We start from the raw sequence: 17225 nt of genomic DNA, 5'->3' as shown, positions 1-17225 counted from the left end.
CGCCGGGCTCACCGCGTAGTGACACGCCATGCGTGTCAGAACCGCCAGCGAACCCCCCCATAAACCCCACGCCCATCCCCCGGCGTAGACCGCGCCACATCCTTCCCAGCATCGTCGTACCCCGGCGTCACCGTAGCCGCGTAATGCTTGTCGCCGATGTTGCGCATCTCCACCCACGCCTGCCAACGCCCGCCCGGCGCATCGAACCCCACCCGCGTACCAAAGATCAGATGGCTGTCCGCACGGAAGCTGTTGGCATAGTCGACAAACATCGACGACGCATACTCGGTATTGAGCGCTGCATAAAACCCGCCCGGATGATCGAAGCGCAGCTCGCCCTGGTAATAGTGCCGCGGCAGGCCCGGCAGCCGGTTGTCGCCAAAGCGCGCATCGTGGCGGTAACGGAAGTCGCTGAAGGTGTACGCCTGGCGCAACGACAGGCGTCCATCGCCGCCTTCCCACAACGTGCTGTCCAGTCCCGCTTCAATGCCGCGGTGCACGGTCGGGCTGGCGTTGTTTTCGGCCACGAACAAGTTCGGTACCGGCGCCACTTCCACGCTGAGCAGCTCATGCCGCACCTGCGCGTAATAGCCGGTCAGTTCCCAGCGGCCGAGCATGCTCTCGCCACGCGCACCCAGTTCCAGCGTGGTCGCGGTCTGGTTCTGCAGGTCCACCGGCGCGCGCTGGCGACCGCTGGAGGCCCCATTGCCCGGCGCGAAGTAGCGATTGCTGCCCCAGATCATCGACCACGGGTGCGCCGGTTCCACCGAGCGGCTCAGGTTGCCGAACCACTGCGTGGCAGCGGTCTGCTGCCAGGTGAAGCCCAGCCGCGGTGCGTAATCCCAGTCGCTGCCTTTCAGGCGCTCCGGCGTGGACGGCCAGGTCACCTGCACATCCTTGCGGGTGTTGATCAGCGCCAGCCCGGTCTGCACGCGCAGGCGGTCGTTCACTGCCAGTTCGTTGCTCACATGCAGCGAACTGTTGGTGCCGTGATGCGAGAAGTCGCGCGTGTGGGTGCCGGCCGGATAGCCGTTGCTGGGGAAGCGCAGGGTTTCGCGCACGTCCGCATCCAGGTCGTGGGTCACCCGCAGCCCCACCGTGGTCACGCTGTCGCGGCCGAACAGCGCATGCGCGCGCCGGTAATCGAGCGTGGCATTGAGGTTGGTGTAGTCCAGCTGCTGCCGGTACAGGCTCTCGTTGAGGTCCATCGGGTAGTGGTGGTACACCAGCCCGGCCTGCAGCGAGGAATCGGCATCGATCTGCAGCGTGGTCATGTTGCCCAGCCAGGTGCTGCCCGGTTGCGGGCGGCGCGCGTCGATGGCCAGGTTGGCCGGGTTGGCGGCGCGGGGATCCTTGCGGATCTGTTCGCGGGTCAGGCGCCCGGGCGTCTCGTGGTTGGTCTCGCGGTAGCGCAGGAAGAAACGCGTTTCCAACTGCGGGTTGATCTGCCAGCCCACGTTCGCCATCGCCCCCTTGCCGTCGCCGGCGGCGTGCTGCTGGTAGCCGTCGAATTCGGTGTCGGTGTAAGCAAGGTAGTAGTCGACCGTACCGGCCACGCCGCCGTAGCCCAGGCTGCGCTTCTGGTAGCCGCGGCTGCCGGCTTCGTACTGCAGCTCGAGCCCGGCTGAATCTCGGCCACTGCGGCTGACGTAGTTGATCGCACCGCCCAGCGCCAGCGCGCCGCGTTCGAAGCCATTGGCGCCGCGCAGCACGTCCACGCGTCTCAGCCACAGCGGCTCCAGCAGTTCGTAGGGCGTGCCGCCCGGGCCGGTCAGTGGCAGGCCATCCAGCGACACCGAAATGCCGGAGGCGTGCGCGCCCGGCCCCCGGTTGATGCCGGAGCCACGGATCGACACCTTGGTGCCTTCATTCCCGGGCGACTGCGCACTGATGCCCGGCTGGTAGGCCAGCACATCGGCGGTACCGGCCAGCCGGCCGTCGGCCTGCGCCAGGTCGATCACGTTGCCCGCGCCCGGAATGCGCTTGAGCGCGGCTCGGGCCTGGTCGGCATCGCTGGCGGCGGTGACCTTGACCGCGTCGAGCGTGGTGGGTGCATCGGCCGGGGCGGCCTGCGCGGTCGCCGTCAGGGCGAGGCACAGGGCCAGGGGCAGGGGAGACAGGGGGGGGCAGTACAACGAACGAAGAACAGGCATGCGTCTGGAACCAATACGAAGCGGGCAGCGGCAGGCGCGACGACCTGTAAACCGCGTTGAGGGCGCGAAAGTTAACAGGTTGCGCGCCCGCCGTCACCCGGCGGAGCCGTACGGGGTCAGAGAATGCCCGGCAAATCCAACCCCTTTTCCTTCGCACACTCAATCGCGATCTCGTAGCCCGCATCCGCATGCCGCATCACGCCGGTGGCCGGGTCGTTCCACAGCACGCGGGCGATGCGCTTGGCCGCCGCTTCGGTGCCGTCGCACACGATCACCATGCCGGCGTGCTGCGAGAAGCCCATGCCGACGCCGCCGCCGTGGTGCAGCGACACCCAGGTCGCGCCGCTGGCGGTATTGAGCAGGGCATTGAGCAGCGGCCAGTCCGAGACCGCGTCCGAGCCGTCGGCCATGGCTTCGGTTTCGCGGTTCGGCGAGGCCACGCTGCCGCTGTCCAGGTGGTCGCGGCCGATCACCACCGGCGCCTTCAGCTCACCGTTGGCCACCATCTCGTTGAACGCGAGGCCCAACCGGTCGCGGTCGCCCAGGCCGACCCAGCAGATGCGCGCCGGCAGGCCCTGGAACTTGATCTTCTCGGCGGCCATGTCCAGCCAGCGGTGCAGGTGCGGGTTGTCCGGGATCAGTTCCTTGACCTTGGCATCGGTCTTGGCGATGTCTTCCGGATCGCCGCTCAGCGCGGCCCAGCGGAACGGGCCGATGCCGCGGCAGAACAGCGGACGGATGTAGGCCGGCACGAAACCGGGGAAATCGAACGCGTTGGCCACGCCTTCTTCCAGCGCCATCTGGCGCAGGTTGTTGCCGTAGTCCACGGTCGGCACGCCCAGCGCGTGGAAACCGAGCATGGCCAGCACGTGGTTGGCCATCGAGGCGCGCGCCGCCTTTTCCACTTCCTTCGGTGCGGACACGCGCTTCTCGTCCCACTCTTCCACGGTCCAGTCCTGCGGCAGGTAGCCGTTGACCGGGTCGTGCGCGGAGGTCTGGTCGGTCAGCAGGTCCGGCTTGACCCCGCGCAGCAGCAGTTCGTCCAGCACGTCGGCCACGTTGCCGAGCAGGCCGACCGACAGCGGCTTCTTGGCCGTGCACGACTCCTCGATCAGGCGCAGCGCCTCGTCCAGGTTGTCGGTCCAGGTGTCCAGGTAGCCGGTGCGCAGGCGCATTTCGATGCTGCTTTTCCGGCATTCCACGGCCAGGCACGAGGCGCCGGCCATCACCGCGGCCAGCGGCTGCGCGCCGCCCATGCCGCCCAACCCGCCGGTGAACAGCCACTTGCCGGCCAGGCTGCCGTTGTAGTGCTGGCGGCCCATCTCCACGAAGGTTTCGTAGGTGCCCTGCACGATGCCCTGCGCGCCGATGTAGATCCAGCTGCCAGCGGTCATCTGGCCGTACATCGCCAGGCCCTTCTTATCCAGCTCGTTGAAGTGGTCCCAGTTCGCCCAGCGCGGCACCAGGTTGGAATTGGCGATCAGCACGCGCGGTGCGTCGGCGTGGGTGCGGAACACGCCGACCGGCTTGCCCGACTGCACCAGCAGGGTCTGGTCGTCTTCAAGGCGGGTCAGCGTCTCCACGATCGCGTCGTAGCTTTGCCAGTCGCGCGCGGCGCGGCCGATGCCGCCATACACCACCAGTTCCTGCGGGCGCTCGGCCACGTCCGGGTGCAGGTTGTTCATCAGCATGCGCAGCGGCGCTTCGGTCAGCCAGCTCTTGGCGGTGAGCGTGGTGCCGGTGGGGGCGATGATGGTGCGGGTGGAATCGTGACGGCTCATGCAGCACTCCGGGAGTTCGCGAATTCAAGGCAGGCGTTGAGCACCTGCTGCAGGGTCTGGCGCAGCGGTGCAGCGTGGTCGGGGTCGAGCGGGGTGGGCCAGCTGTGCACGTCCACCAGCTCGGGCTCGTGCATGTAGCCGCGGCAGGCCAGCTCCATCTGCAGGCTGTGCACGCCGCCGGGAATGTCGCTGTAGTGGCGGGTGATCCAGCCGCCCTTGAAGCGGCCGTTGCGCACATGCGACAGACCGCTGAAGCCGCAGATGTTCTCGACCACGTCGCTGAGCGCGTTGTCGCACGAGGTGTCCGGCGTGCCCGACGGTCCGGCCGTGCCCAGGTTGAACTGCGGCAGCTCACCGTCGAACAGGTGCGGAATATGCGAGCGGATCGAATGCGCGTCGTACACCACCACGGTACCGTGGCGCTGGCGCAGCCGTGCGATCTGCGCGGTCAGTGCGTCGTGATAGGGCATGAACCAGGTATCGCGGCGCTGCGCGATGGCCGCCGCATCCGGCTCGCGACCGGGGTGGTACAGCGGCTGGTTGTCGAAGGTGGTCAGCGGGCACAGCCCGGTGGTGTTCTGGCCGGGATACAGCGAAACCCCGCTGGGGTCGCGGTTGAGGTCGATCACCGAGCGCGAGATCGCCGAACGCACCGTGGTCGCACCGATCCGCTGGGCGAAGTCGTACAGCTCATGCACCCACCAGTCCGCGTCGCGGCGGGCCAGCCACGGCGACACGAAGTCGCCGACCAGCGCGTCGGGCAGCTCGGTGCCGGTGTGCGGGAAGCTGACGATCAGCGGTGCATCGCCTTCGTGCACCTGCAGCCAGTCCGGGTGGGCGTTCATGCCAGCGGCTCCACCTGCGGCAGCACCTCGGCCAGCCCTTCGGCCAGCGCGCCACTGCACACCAGCGCGGTGGCCGCCACCATGTCCGGGTGGAAGTAACGATCGTCCTGCAAGGTCGGCACCTGCGCACGCAGGCGCTGGCGCACCGCTTCCAACGCGTCGCTGGAGCGCAGCCCGGTATGGAAGTCGCAGCCCTGCGCGGCGGCGAGCAGTTCGATGCCGACCACATTGGCCGCATTCTCTGCCATCTGCAGCAGGCGGCGCGCGCCGTGCGCGGCCATCGACACGTGGTCTTCCTGGTTGGCCGAGGTGGGAATGGAATCCACGCTGGCCGGGTAGGCGCGCTGCTTGTTCTCCGAAACCAGCGCGGCGGCGGTGACCTGCGGAATCATGAAGCCGGAATTCAGGCCCGGCTTCGGGGTCAGGAACGCGGGAAGGCCGGACAGCGCCGGGTCCACCAGCATCGCGGTGCGGCGTTCGCTGATCGAGCCGATCTCGCACACCGCCATCGCCAGCATGTCGGCGGCGAAGGCCACCGGCTCGGCGTGGAAGTTGCCGCCGCTGAGTGCTTCGTTGGTGTCGGTGAATACAAGCGGGTTGTCGGACACGCCGTTGGCTTCGATCACCAGCGTGGTCGCAGCCTGGCGCATCACGTCGAATGCCGCGCCCATGACCTGCGGCTGGCAGCGCAGGCAGTACGGGTCCTGCACGCGCACGTCGTTGTCGCGGTGCGACTCGCGGATCGCCGAGCCCTGCATCAGCGTGCGCAGTGCCGCCGCCGTGGCGATCTGGCCACGCTGGCCGCGGATGCTGTGGATGCGCGGATCGAACGGGGTGTCCGAGCCCTTGGCCGCTTCCACCGACAGCGCGCCGGTGACCAGCGCGGCCTGGAACACGGTGCTGATTTCAAACAGACCTGCCAGCGCGTAGGCCGTGGAGTACTGGGTGCCGTTGAGCAGGGCCAGGCCTTCCTTCGCACCCAGCACCAGCGGCGCCAGCCCGCAGCGCGCCAGCGCGTCGGCCGCGGGGATGCGTTCGCCGCCGACGAAGGCTTCGCCCACGCCGATCATCACGCTGGCAAGGTGCGACAGCGGCGCCAGGTCGCCCGAGGCACCCACCGAGCCCTGGCACGGAATCACCGGCACCAGGTCGTGCTGCAGGAACGCTTCCAGCAGCGCCAGCGTGGCCGGGCGGATGCCCGACGCGCCCTGCGCCAGGCTGGTCAGCTTCAGCGCCATCATCAAGCGCACCACCGGCGCCGGCATGGGCTCGCCCACGCCGGCCGCATGCGAAAGCACGATATTGCGCTGCAGGGTTTCCAGGTCGTCGCGCTCGATGCGCACGCTGGCCAGCTTGCCGAAGCCGGTGTTGATGCCGTACACCGGCTCGCCCTTGGCGACGATGTCGGCCACGGTCTGCGCACTGCGCTGCACCGCCTCGGCCGAAGCCGGGTCCAGGCGCACGTGGGCGCCGTCGTAGATCGCGCGCCAGTGCGCCAGCGTCACCGCGCCGGGCTGCAGGGTCAGGGTCTTGCTCATGGAATCTCCGGGCATCTCTAAGGTCAGACGGATACGCCGCGCATCACGCGCGCGTGCAGGGGGTTGAAGCCCATGCGGTAGACAAGGTCGGCAGGCGCCTCGATGTCCCACACGGCCAGGTTGCAGTCCAGGCCCACGGCCAGCCGGCCGATGCGCGCCTGTCGGCCGAGCGCACGCGCCGCTTCACGGGTGAAGCCGGCGATGCACTCGTCCACGGTCATGCGGAACAGGGTGGCGGCCATGTTCATCGCCAGCAGCGGGCTGGTCAGCGGCGAAGTGCCGGGGTTGCTGTCGGTGGCCAACGCCAACGGCACGCCGGCCGCGCGCAGGGCAGCGATCGGGGGCAGGGTGGTGTCGCGGGTGAAATAGAACGCGCCCGGCAGCAGCACCGCCACGGTGCCGGCCGCACGCATCGCGGCAATGCCGTCGTCGTCGAGGTGTTCGATATGGTCGGCCGAGAGCGCCCCATGCCGCGCCGCCAACGCCGCGCCATGCTGGTTGCTGAGCTGTTCGGCATGGATCTTCACTGCCAGCCCGTTCGCCTGCGCGGCGGTGAACACCTGTTCGGCCTGCGCGGCACTGAAGGCGATGTTCTCGCAGAACACGTCCACCGCTTCGGCCAGGCCCTGCGCCGCCACCGCCGGAATCATCACATTGCACACTTCGTCGATGTAGTCCTGCGCCTCGCGCCCGGGCGGTACCGCATGCGCACCGAGGAAGGTCGGCACGATCTCCACCGCGCGCTGGCGGGCCAACTCGGCGGCCACGCGCAGCTGCTTGGTTTCATCCTCAAGCGTCAGCCCGTAACCGGATTTGATTTCAACGGTGGTGATGCCTTCGGCCAGCATCGCGTCCAGCCGGGGCAGGCTTGCCGCAAGCAGTTCGGACTCGCTGGCGTCACGGGTGGCGCGCACGGTGCTGACGATGCCGCCGCCGGCGCGGGCGATGTCGGCATAGCTCACGCCCTGCAGGCGCTGTTCGAATTCGTTGGCGCGGTTGCCGGCGTAGACCAGGTGGGTGTGGCAGTCGACCAGCCCGGGGCTGATCCAGCGGCCGCCGCAGTCCACCCGCTGTGCCGGCTGCAGATGCGCGTCCGAACCGGCCGGGCCCACATGCACGATGCGGCCGTCGGTGGCCGCGATCACCCCGCCGCGGATCACGCCCAGGCCGGGGCCATCAACGGTGATCAGGTGGGCGTGGGTCCAGAGGGTGTCACAGTGCATGGCAGCAACCATAGCGGCTTATATGTCTATACAATATAGGCGCCACTTCCGGGATGTCCAGTGATGCCAGCCAACCCCGCTCCAGTCCTCGCCTTCCACGCCCACCACGCCCTGTTGCCGCAGGGCTGGGCGCGCAATGTGCGCATCGTCTGCGCCGGCGGCACCGTGCAGTCGGTCGAGTCCGAGGTGGCCGCCCAGCCCGGCGACACCGCGCTGGCGATCGCGCTGCCCGGCCTGGGCAACCTGCACAGCCACGCCTTCCAGCGCGGCATGGCCGGGCTGACCGAGATCGGCGGGCGCAGCGGCGACAGCTTCTGGAGCTGGCGCGAGCTGATGTACCGCTTCCTGGCGCATCTGCAGCCCGAGGCGGTGCAGGCCATTGCCGAACAGGCCTACGTGGAGATGCTCGAATCGGGCTTCACCCGCGTGGGCGAATTCCATTACCTGCACCACGCGCCGGACGGCACACCGTATGCGGACCGCGCCGAAATGGCCGCGCGCATTGCCGCCGCCGCGCAGGGCAGTGGCATCGGCCTGACCCTGCTGCCGGTGTTCTACGCGCATGCCGATTTCGGCGGCGCACCGCCGAACCCGGCACAGCGTCGCCTGCTGCACGACGTAGACGGCTTCGCCCAGCTGTTGGACGGTTGCCGCCAGGCCCTGCGTGGCCAGGATGACGCGGTGCTGGGCATCGCCCCGCACAGCCTGCGCGCGGTCACCGGCGAGGAGCTGGCCGCGCTGCTGCCGCTCAACAGCGGCCCGGTACACATCCACATCGCCGAGCAGACCCGCGAAGTCGACGCGTGCGTGGCCTGGAGCGGGCTGCGCCCGGTGCGCTGGCTGTACGAGCACGCCGCCGTGGATGAACGCTGGTGCCTGGTGCACGCCACCCATGTGGACGACGACGAAGTGCAGCGCATCCTGGCCAGTCGCGCGGTGGTGGGCCTGTGCCCGATCACCGAAGCCAACCTCGGCGACGGTCTGTTCCCGATGCAGGCGTTCGCGCGCGGCGGTGGGCGCTTCGGCGTGGGCTCCGATTCCAATGTGCTGATCGACGCGGCCGAAGAGCTGCGCCTGCTCGAGTACGGGCAGCGCCTGCAGCTGCGCGGACGCAACGTGCTGGCCCCGCAGGAAGGCGTGTCCAGCGGGCGCTGGCTGTTCGAGCAGTCGCTGCACGGCGCCGCGCAGGCGCTGGGCGTGGGCTGCGGCCTGCAGCCGGGTGCACCGGCCGACGTGGTCGAACTGGACCCGCAGCACCCGGCCATGATCGCGCGCGACGGCGACGCCTTGCTTGACAGCTGGGTGTTCGCCGCCCGTAATGGCGCCGTTCGATCGGTCTGGCGCGGGGGGCGCGAGCTGGTCCGGCACGGTCGCCACCTGCAGCGCGACGCCGTGGCCGCGCGTTTTGCCCAGGCCCTGCGCGGTGTATTGAACGCCGCGAACTGACATGCATTCCAGGACTTCCGAGTGACGGGCAAAAAAGCCGAGACCCTCAACCAGCGTATCCGTGCCGACCTGGAAAGCCGCATCCTCAGCGGGGAATGGGCGCCGGGCTTCCGCATTCCGTACGAACACGAGCTGATGGAGCGGTACGGCTGCTCGCGGATGACGGTCAACAAGGTGCTCACCGCACTGGCCGAGAGCGGCATGATCGAGCGTCGCCGTCGCGCCGGTTCGTTCGTGGCGCGGCAGCCGCCGCACCTGGAGCAGGTGGCGCTTGAAATCCCCGACATCGCGATGGCGGTGGGCGCGCGTGGCCATGCGTACGGCTACCAGCTGCTGGAGCGCGCCTATCGCGCGCCGAACCCGGCGGCCAGTGAGGAGGTGGCGCTGTCGGGCGAGCAGAAGCTGCTGGCGATCCGCTGCCTGCACCGTGCCGACGGCCGGCCGCTGGCGCTGGAGCACCGGCTGATCAGCCCGGTCGGCGTTCCTGAAGTGCTCGATGTGGATTTCACCACAACCGCGCCGGGTAGCTGGCTGCTGCAGAACGTGTCCTGGACCCGAGCCCAGCATCGGATCAGCGCCTGGGGTGCCGATGCAGCCGCCGCTGCGTTGCTGGAGGTCAAGCCCGGCACCGCCTGCCTGGTCATCGACCGCCTCACCTGGCGCGGCGAACAGCCGATCACCTGCGTGCGCCAGATGTTCCTGGGCGACGCCTGGGACCTGGTAGCGAAGTTCGCGCCCGGCGCGCGGTGATGGTTACGACGTAGCGCACTGGCGCCAGCGCACCGGTTCGTCGGTGCCCAGGCGCGGGTTCAATTGGATGCGCACCGTGCGAAGCGCGGGATAACGCTTCACCTGGTGGCAGATCTGCGGCCAGATCGCGTCGATTTCGGCCGAGCGGTTCACCGCCAGCGTCTGGCGGGTCTGCCAGAAGGCGTTGAGCACGCCGGTCTGCTGGCCCACCAGCGCGGACAGCTCGCGTTGATAACGCGCTAGCGTCTCCGAGTCCGGATCGGCCACGGTGCCGAGGATGCTGTTCGGGTCGTTGCCCGGGGCGACCGGCGTCGGCGCAGGCTTTTCAGCCGGCGGCTGGGACGGCGCGCCTTCTGCGGCCACCGGCGTCGCCGCGTCCGGCTTGATCGGCGCAGGTGCAGGTGCCGGCGTAGTGGTAGCGGCAGGGGCCGTAGCGGTCTGCGTCTCCCCCTGATCCAACCGCGAGGTCAGGTACCCCATGCCCACGATCAGCCCCAGCGTCAGCGAACCCAGCGCGGCAATCGAAATCCGCCGCACCGCTTCGCGCCGCGCCTCGTTCTTGACCCGGCTTTCCACGTCGCCGGGCAGGTAAGGCTGCAGCATCGGCCACAGCAGGGTGCCGTCCAGCACCTCCACGCTCTGCTTGTCGGCGGTGGCGCGGCCGTCGCGCTCGATGCGGCCCTCGGTGATCAGGATCCCGCCGCGGGCACCGGCCAGGCGCGCCGCCGCCCCGAGTTCGTTCACTGCTGCGGTGCCGATCCGGTAGGCCCGGCCGTGCTTGCACGACACCAGGTAACGCTGGTGTTTTTCATCCTGCATCAGGAAGTCGCTGCTCGGCTCCAGGCTGTGGTCGGGCTCGCCGGTGATGTCCTGCAGCCCGCGCTGCTCGTGCAGGGCGCGCCGGACGATCTCCGAGAAATCGCGCCAGTGCATGCCGGCCAACGCGTTGAGCCCCAGCTTGGTCTCCTTCCGGCGGCGTTTCACCAGCCAGAAATAAGCCGCAGCAAGGGACCAGACGACGACAGCCAGCAGGAGAGCCAGAATCCAGGAGAACATGGGGCCTAGAGATGAACACGGGAGTACAGGCGGACAGTCTATATGCGCCCGTACCTGTCTGTGGGATGTCGTTTTCGCCAAAAAGAGGCAGCGGTCTCAGACCCCGACGACGGACGTCTCATTTCCGGCCGGACCCAGGCAGGCACGAAAAACCCGCCAGTCCTTATGCCGTGAGGGGAGGGAACAAACGGCGCGGAAGCACTGGCGGGTCGGGTTCGATTGTCAACAAAGCCGTGCTGCTTTGCAACAATCGGGTGTCAGGCGTCCGATCCCGGGGACTGATGCGTGCCCGGCAGCGGGTCCGCATTGGGCGACGCATTTCTCGCTTCGGCCCGGTTGAGGCGGGTGGTCAGGGCGTCGATCCGGGCATTGAGCGCGGCCACGTCCTCGGCGGTCGGGATGTTCAGGCGCTTGAGCACGCCCTGGACCCGGTCGTCGAAGGCCTTCTCCACCTTGTCCCAGGTGCCGGCCGCCTTTTCGCGGGCTTCGCCCAGGTGTTCCTCGACGTTGTCGCGCCAGCGCGGGGCGTCCCCGGCCTGCTCACGGTTGCGTGCGTCGATGGTCTCGCCTTCGCGGACCAGGTTGTCGAACACCCGGCTGCCCTCGGCCTGTGCGCGTCCAAACGCGCCCAGCCCGGCCAGCCAGATCTGCTGCGCCGAATCGGTCAGCTTGCGCGAAAAGCGCTCGGCCTGGTCCTGCAGCGAGGGCTTCTCGCCGGTGCGGTCATCGTAGTCGTCGTGTGCGTTCATGGGGCGATCCTGTGAGTGGCCACCCCCGGATCCTACCCAGCGCTTCGATTGCGCGGCGTGATGGCGCGGCCGCGCCGCGCCTGCGGTTCAGCCGAGCTTTTCGCGCAGGGTGTTGCGGATCTGCTCTTCCACCATGCCCTTCATCATCGACACCGGGAAGCCCAGTTCCGCTTTGACGTGCACGTTGCCCGGCAGCAGTTCGATCAGGCCCTCGACGCCGGAGCCATTGAAGCTCAATGCATCGCCGACCCAGTTGGCGGTCACGCCGTACTTCTCGGTGAGCTTGGCCGCCATGGCCTCCACCGCCGTGCGCACTGCCTCGGCGGGCAGGGCGTGGGCGTGGGTGATATCGATCTTGGACATGGCGGGCTCCTGGCAGGCGGTTGCGGCAAACGGGCGTGCATTGTGCACACTTCTATCCTCCCTGACATCCAACCTGCTAGGCTGCGCCGCGTGCAGAACCTGCTTGTTCACTTCACCCATCGCCAACACCCCGACCAGCCCTTGAAGCCGGGGGTGCAGCGCATCGTGCGCCACGCCTCGGGCGGCGTGCGCCTCGGCGGTGACGCCGCCGGCACCCTGCTGCTGGCCCAGTTCTGCCTGGACGACCGCGGCCTGTGGCTGCAGGTGGCGTCCGGCATGCGCGGCATCCACGTCAACGGCCGGCCGGTGCGGCGGATGGCGCTGCTGCGCCCCGGCGACGCGGTCTATGCCGACGGCGTGGAAATGGTGGTGCAGGGCGAATGCGAAGTGCTCAACCACGCCCCGTCGCGCAGCGATGACGGTGGCGACGACCAGCGCCTGCTGCGCGGGGTCGGCGGCCAGCATCACGGCCGCAGCTTCACCCTGGACCGTCCGCGCGTGATCGGGCGTGGGCTCGAATCGGACATCGTCATCGACGATCCAGCCTTTGCCGAACAGCACGCACGGATCGAACGGCACGGCGACCGCCTGCTGCTGCGCGACCTGGGCGCCGGCGAATCCACCCGGGTCAATGGCGTCAGCGTGCGCCACTGCTGGCTGCAGCCCGGCGACCAGCTGGTCTTCGACGCGCAGCATCGGTTCGTGCTGGAAGTGCCACACGACGGCCGCAAGCGCGTGGCCAGCGTGGAGGAAGACGAACTGCTCGACCTGCCCAGCGCGGTGGAAGCCCCGGCCAAGCCGGCGCGGGTCAGCCGCTGGCCCTGGCTGCTGGGCAGCGCATTGCTGCTGGCCGGCCTGCTCAGCCTGCTGCTGTGGTTCGGCGCGCGCTGAGCCGATAGATTCAAAAGCAACCAATTTCGCCTTGTGCCGCAAGGCCTAAAGGCTGGTGCGCTGCGGCATACTAGGGGTCTTGCCCCATAGGTGTGACATGACGCGCGCGTTCAATTTCAGTGCCGGCCCTGCAACCCTGCCGGAATCGGTCCTGCGCCAGGCGCAGGCGGAAATGTTGGAATGGAACGGCGCTGGCGCCTCCATTGTGGAAATGAGCCACCGCGGCCCGGAGTTCATCGCCGTGGCCGCCGAGGCCGACGCCGACCTGCGCCGCCTGATCGGCATTCCCGACGACTACGCCGTGCTGTTCCTGGCCGGCGGCGCCACCACCCAGCAGGCCCTGCTGGCCCTGAACTTCGCCAGCCCCGGGCAGACCGTGGACTACGTGCTCACCGGGCACTGGGGCAAGACCGCGATCAAGCAGGTCAGCCCCTACGTGCGGGTCAACGTCGCAGCCAGCAGCGAGGCCAACGGCTTCCACGACATCCCGCCGCGCGACCAATGGCAGTTGTCCCACGATGCCGCCTACGTGCACATCACCGCCAACGAAACCATCCACGGCGTCGAGTTCCGTGACACCCCGGACGTGGGCAACGTGCCCCTGTTCGCCGATTTCAGCTCCTCCATTGCCAGCGAGCCGCTGGACGTCTCGCGCTACGGCCTGATCTACGCCGGCGCGCAGAAGAACCTCGGCCCGGTCGGCGTCTCGGTGGTGATCGTGCGCCGCGACCTGCTCGAACGCAGCGGCCAGCCGCGCGCCGACATCTTCGACTACCGCTCGCACGTCGCCCGCGACTCCATGCTCAACACCCCACCGACCTGGAACTGGTACCTGGCCGGCCTGGTCTTCAAGTGGATGCTGGCCGAAGGCGGCGTGGAAGAGTTCGCCCGCCGCAATGCCGCCAAGTCCGCACTGGTCTACGGCGCTATCGATGCCTCCGGCGGCTTTTACCGCAACGAGGTGGTGCCGGCCGCGCGGTCACGCATGAACATCCCGTTCTTCCTGCCCGACGAAACGCTCACCGCGCGTTTCGTCAGTGAATCCAAGGCGGCCGGCCTGCTGGCGCTGAAGGGTCACAAGGCGGTGGGCGGCATCCGTGCCTCGCTGTACAACGCACTGCCGGTGGAAGGCGCGCAGGCGCTGGCCGGCTTCATGCGCGATTTCCAACAGCGCAACGGCTGACGCTCTCGACTTATCGGGGCGCCTGCCGCCCCACTGCAACTGGAACCCCCATGGCTACCAAACCCGCCAAGCCCAAGGCACCCGCCGCCAAACCGAAGAGCAAACAGGCCGACGCCGTTCCCACCGTCGCCGCCCCGGTGCTCTCCGACGTGCGCGCCAAGATCGACCACATCGACCGCAGCATCCAGGCGCTGATCGCCGAGCGCGCGCAGTTCGCCCACCAGGTCGGCAAGGCCAAGGGCAAGCTCGCCGCCGCCGTCGACTACTACCGCCCCGAGCGCGAAGCGCAGGTGCTGCGCATGGTGGTGGACCGCAACGAAGGCCCGCTCAGCGACGAAGTGCTGGTGCATGTGTTCCGCGAAATCATGTCGGCCTGCCTGGCCCAGCAGGAGCCGCTGAAGATCGGTTATCTCGGTCCGGAAGGCACCTTCAGCCAGCAGGCCGTGCTCAAGCACTTCGGCCGCTCGGCGCTGGGCCTGCCGCTGGCCAGCATCGAAGAAGTGTTCCAGGAAGTGGAAGCCGGCAACGCCGATTTCGGCGTGGTGCCGGTGGAAAACTCGGGGCAGGGCACCATCCAGATCACCCTGGACATGTTCCTCACTTCCAACCTGAAGATCTGCGGCGAAGTCGAACTGCGCGTGCAGCAGTACCTGATGTCGCGCAGCGGCCGGCTGGACGATGTCGAGCGCGTGTACGGCCACCCGCAGTCGTTCATGCAGACCTCCTCGTGGCTGCGTGCCAACCTGCCCAAGGCCGAGAAGGTGCCGGTCTCCAGCAACGCCGAAGGCGCGCGCCGTGCGCGCAACGCCGACGACGCGGCCGCCATCGGTGGCGAGAGTGCAGGGCACGTATACGGCCTGAAGAAGGTGGTCACCAAGCCGATCCAGAACGACGCCGACAACACCACCCGCTTCCTGGTGATCGGCCGCCAGTTCTTCCCGACCTCCGGCCACGACCGCACCTCGGTGCTGGTGTTCATCCACGACAAGCCTGGCGCGCTGTTCGACGTGCTCAGCCCGTTCGCGCGCCACGGCATCAGCATGAACCGCATCGAATCGCGGCCCTCGCATAACGCCAAGTGGGAATACGGCTTCTTCATCGACCTGGCCGGCCACATCGACGACGACGCGATGCAGGCCGCGCTGGCCGAGCTCAAGGCGCACTCGGCACAGATCAAGGTGCTGGGTTCCTACCCGGTCGCCGTGCCCTGATCCCACCGTTCTTTCGCTTTCACAGGATTCACCGATGACCGCTTCCGCTTCCTGGATCGCCCGCAAGGGGCAGCCCCTGCAGGGCACCCTGACCATTCCCGGCGACAAGTCCGTTTCGCACCGCGCGGTGATGTTCGCCGCCCTGGCCGACGGCGTTTCGCACATCGACGGCTTCCTCGAAGGCGAAGACACCCGTGCCACCGCCGCGATCTTCTCGCAGCTGGGCGTGCGCATTGAAACCCCGTCGCCCTCGCAGCGCATCGTGCACGGCGTCGGCGTGGACGGCCTGCAGGCGCCCAGCGCGCCGCTCGACTGCGGCAACGCCGGCACCGGCATGCGCCTGCTCGCCGGCCTGCTGGCCGCTCAGCCGTTCGATTCGGTGCTGGTCGGCGACGAGTCGCTGTCCGGCCGCCCGATGCGCCGCGTCACCGGCCCGCTCGCGCAGATGGGCGCGAAGATCGACACCGAAGCCGACGGCACCCCGCCGCTGCGCGTGCACGGCGGCCAGCCGCTGCACGGCATCGACTTCGTGTCGCCGGTCGCCAGCGCCCAGGTCAAGTCGGCTGTGCTGCTCGCCGGGCTGTACGCCCAGGGCGAAACCGCCGTGACCGAACCGCACCCGACCCGCGACTACAGCGAGCGCATGCTGCGCGCCTTCGGCGTGGAGCTCGAGTTCTCGCCCGGCAAGGCCCGCCTGCGCGGCGGCCAGCGCCTGCGCGCTACCGACATCGCGGTGCCGGCCGACTTCTCCTCGGCCGCGTTCTTCCTGGTCGCCGCCAGCATCATTCCGGGCTCGGAACTGCGCCTGCGCCAAGTGGGCCTCAACCCGCGACGCACCGGCCTGCTGGCTGCGCTGCGCCTGATGGGTGCCGACATCCGCGAAGAGAACCACGCCGAGCAGGGTGGGGAGGCCGTGGCCGACCTAGTGGTGCGTTACGCACCTCTGCACGGCGCCGAGATTCCCGAAGCACTGGTACCAGACATGATCGACGAGTTCCCCGCGTTGTTCGTCGCTGCCGCAGCGGCGCAGGGCAACACTGTGGTACGTGGCGCAGCCGAACTGCGGGTCAAGGAATCCGACCGCCTCGCCGCCATGGCCACCGGCCTGCGCAGCCTGGGCGTGCAGGTGGACGAGACCGACGACGGCGCCACCATCCACGGCGGCCAGACGCTGGGCAGCGGCACCATCGAAAGCCACGGCGACCACCGGATAGCCATGGCGTTCTCGATCGCCGGCCAGGTGAGCAGTGGCGAAGTGCGGATCAACGACATCGCCAACGTAGCGACCTCGTTCCCGAATTTCGATGGGATCGCGCGCGGGGCAGGATTCGGCCTCGTCTAAAAAAAATGGGAGCCGACCCTTCGGTCGGCTCCCCCGCTCCCCCGCCGTTTTCGAATCGCTTACCGCTCAGCGGTCTTGAAATCCACCGGCACGCGGACCACGCTCGCCACCGCGCGACCATCCTGCATCGCCGGCTCGAACTTCCAGTCACGCACGGTGGTCAGCACCGCACGGTCCAGGTCGCGGTCACGACCGCCACTACGCTGCACGATATTGGCATCGGTCACCTGGCCGCGCGTATCCACGTTGAGGCTGGCAATCACGCTGCCTTCCACACCACTACGCAGCGCCGAACGCGGGTACTCCGGCTTCGCATTGCTGCTCAGCGGACGCGCATCGCGATCACGCACGGCCGGGGCAGCGCGGCGCTGGGTGGTGGCCGGAGCCGCCTGGCGCGTAGCCGGTGCCGGGGTGGTAGCAACCGGCGTCTCAGTAGCCGGCAGCATGCGCTCGCCCACCGGCGCGGTCGCGGTGTCATCGGGGCTGGCGTAACGCAGCCAGACCAGAGCCGCAGCGAACATCGCAACAATCAGCGCAATCCACAACACCGGCGAGGTACGCCGACGCTCGGACGCATCAATGACGTCGCGCTGGTGCTGCGGCGAAGCGGGCATCTCATGGGTATGGGTAACACTCATGGTGAACTCCTGGTGTCGATGTGACGACGCCAGTGTTGCCCGGGTCCAGTTGAAGA

At 68.6% G+C, this 17225-nt stretch carries 15 protein-coding genes; 6 read left to right on the top strand and 9 right to left on the bottom strand.

The window, feature by feature from the left end:
* Positions 1–35 precede the first annotated feature (35 nt).
* From PDM28_RS11725 to hutI, 5 genes are all read right to left on the bottom strand, one after another.
* Positions 36–2153, bottom strand: coding sequence for a TonB-dependent receptor family protein (locus PDM28_RS11725; protein ID WP_311182155.1), 2118 nt, complete (start codon positions 2151–2153; stop codon positions 36–38).
* Between the two features lie 116 nt (positions 2154–2269).
* On the bottom strand, positions 2270–3934 hold the full coding sequence (gene hutU, locus PDM28_RS11720; protein ID WP_311182154.1) for a urocanate hydratase: 1665 nt from the start codon (positions 3932–3934) through the stop codon (positions 2270–2272).
* Positions 3931–4779, bottom strand: coding sequence for an N-formylglutamate deformylase (gene hutG / locus PDM28_RS11715; RefSeq protein ID WP_311182153.1), 849 nt, complete (start codon positions 4777–4779; stop codon positions 3931–3933). Before hutG ends, hutU begins: the two co-directional genes overlap by 4 nt.
* Positions 4776–6317, bottom strand: coding sequence for a histidine ammonia-lyase (gene hutH, locus PDM28_RS11710; RefSeq protein ID WP_311182152.1), 1542 nt, complete (start codon positions 6315–6317; stop codon positions 4776–4778). The genes hutG and hutH overlap by 4 nt, the downstream gene beginning before the upstream one ends.
* A gap of 23 nt (positions 6318–6340) precedes the next feature.
* Positions 6341–7540: an imidazolonepropionase gene (gene hutI / locus PDM28_RS11705; RefSeq protein WP_311182151.1), complete on the bottom strand. Its 1200-nt coding sequence runs from the start codon at positions 7538–7540 to the stop codon at positions 6341–6343.
* A gap of 63 nt (positions 7541–7603) precedes the next feature.
* Here hutI and PDM28_RS11700 point away from each other — a divergent pair, with 63 nt between their 5' ends.
* On the top strand, positions 7604–8986 hold the full coding sequence (locus PDM28_RS11700; protein ID WP_311182150.1) for a formimidoylglutamate deiminase: 1383 nt from the start codon (positions 7604–7606) through the stop codon (positions 8984–8986).
* Between the two features lie 21 nt (positions 8987–9007).
* Positions 9008–9736 (top strand): histidine utilization transcriptional repressor HutC, encoded by a 729-nt coding sequence (gene hutC, locus PDM28_RS11695; protein WP_311182149.1) that lies wholly within the window; start codon positions 9008–9010, stop codon positions 9734–9736.
* Positions 9737–9739: 3 nt separating this feature from the next.
* On the opposite strand, the gene PDM28_RS11690 is transcribed toward hutC, so the two are convergent.
* The 3 genes from PDM28_RS11690 to PDM28_RS11680 all read right to left on the bottom strand — a co-directional run bounded on the left by PDM28_RS11690 (position 9740) and on the right by PDM28_RS11680 (position 11904).
* Positions 9740–10792, bottom strand: coding sequence for a restriction endonuclease (locus tag PDM28_RS11690; protein ID WP_311182148.1), 1053 nt, complete (start codon positions 10790–10792; stop codon positions 9740–9742).
* A gap of 257 nt (positions 10793–11049) precedes the next feature.
* The gene (locus tag PDM28_RS11685; RefSeq protein ID WP_102944764.1) at positions 11050–11541 is read right to left on the bottom strand and encodes a phasin family protein; all 492 of its coding nucleotides are present in this window, start codon (positions 11539–11541) and stop codon (positions 11050–11052) included.
* 87 nt (positions 11542–11628) lie between these two features.
* Positions 11629–11904, bottom strand: a complete 276-nt coding sequence (locus PDM28_RS11680; RefSeq protein WP_311182147.1) for a polyhydroxyalkanoic acid system family protein — start codon at positions 11902–11904, stop codon at positions 11629–11631.
* A gap of 90 nt (positions 11905–11994) precedes the next feature.
* Here PDM28_RS11680 and PDM28_RS11675 point away from each other — a divergent pair, with 90 nt between their 5' ends.
* From PDM28_RS11675 to aroA, 4 genes are all read left to right on the top strand, one after another.
* Positions 11995–12795: an FHA domain-containing protein gene (locus PDM28_RS11675; protein ID WP_102944766.1), complete on the top strand. Its 801-nt coding sequence runs from the start codon at positions 11995–11997 to the stop codon at positions 12793–12795.
* A gap of 97 nt (positions 12796–12892) precedes the next feature.
* A complete protein-coding gene (serC, locus tag PDM28_RS11670) occupies positions 12893–13978 on the top strand; it encodes a 3-phosphoserine/phosphohydroxythreonine transaminase (protein ID WP_311182146.1) in 1086 nt (361 codons plus the stop codon).
* A gap of 50 nt (positions 13979–14028) precedes the next feature.
* Complete coding sequence (pheA, locus tag PDM28_RS11665) at positions 14029–15189, top strand: prephenate dehydratase (RefSeq protein WP_311182145.1); 1161 nt, start codon at positions 14029–14031, stop codon at positions 15187–15189.
* Between the two features lie 34 nt (positions 15190–15223).
* Positions 15224–16531, top strand: coding sequence for a 3-phosphoshikimate 1-carboxyvinyltransferase (gene aroA, locus PDM28_RS11660; protein WP_311182143.1), 1308 nt, complete (start codon positions 15224–15226; stop codon positions 16529–16531).
* Between the two features lie 59 nt (positions 16532–16590).
* Here aroA and PDM28_RS11655 read toward each other — a convergent pair whose 3' ends face one another.
* On the bottom strand, positions 16591–17169 hold the full coding sequence (locus PDM28_RS11655) for an energy transducer TonB (protein ID WP_311182142.1): 579 nt from the start codon (positions 17167–17169) through the stop codon (positions 16591–16593).
* Positions 17170–17225 lie beyond the last annotated feature (56 nt).

The sequence above is a fragment of the Stenotrophomonas aracearum genome (assembly GCF_031834615.1).
GTDB classification, from domain to species: domain Bacteria; phylum Pseudomonadota; class Gammaproteobacteria; order Xanthomonadales; family Xanthomonadaceae; genus Stenotrophomonas; species Stenotrophomonas aracearum.
Note: the sequence above shows the minus strand (reverse complement) of the source record. Positions and strands in the feature narration are given on the sequence as shown.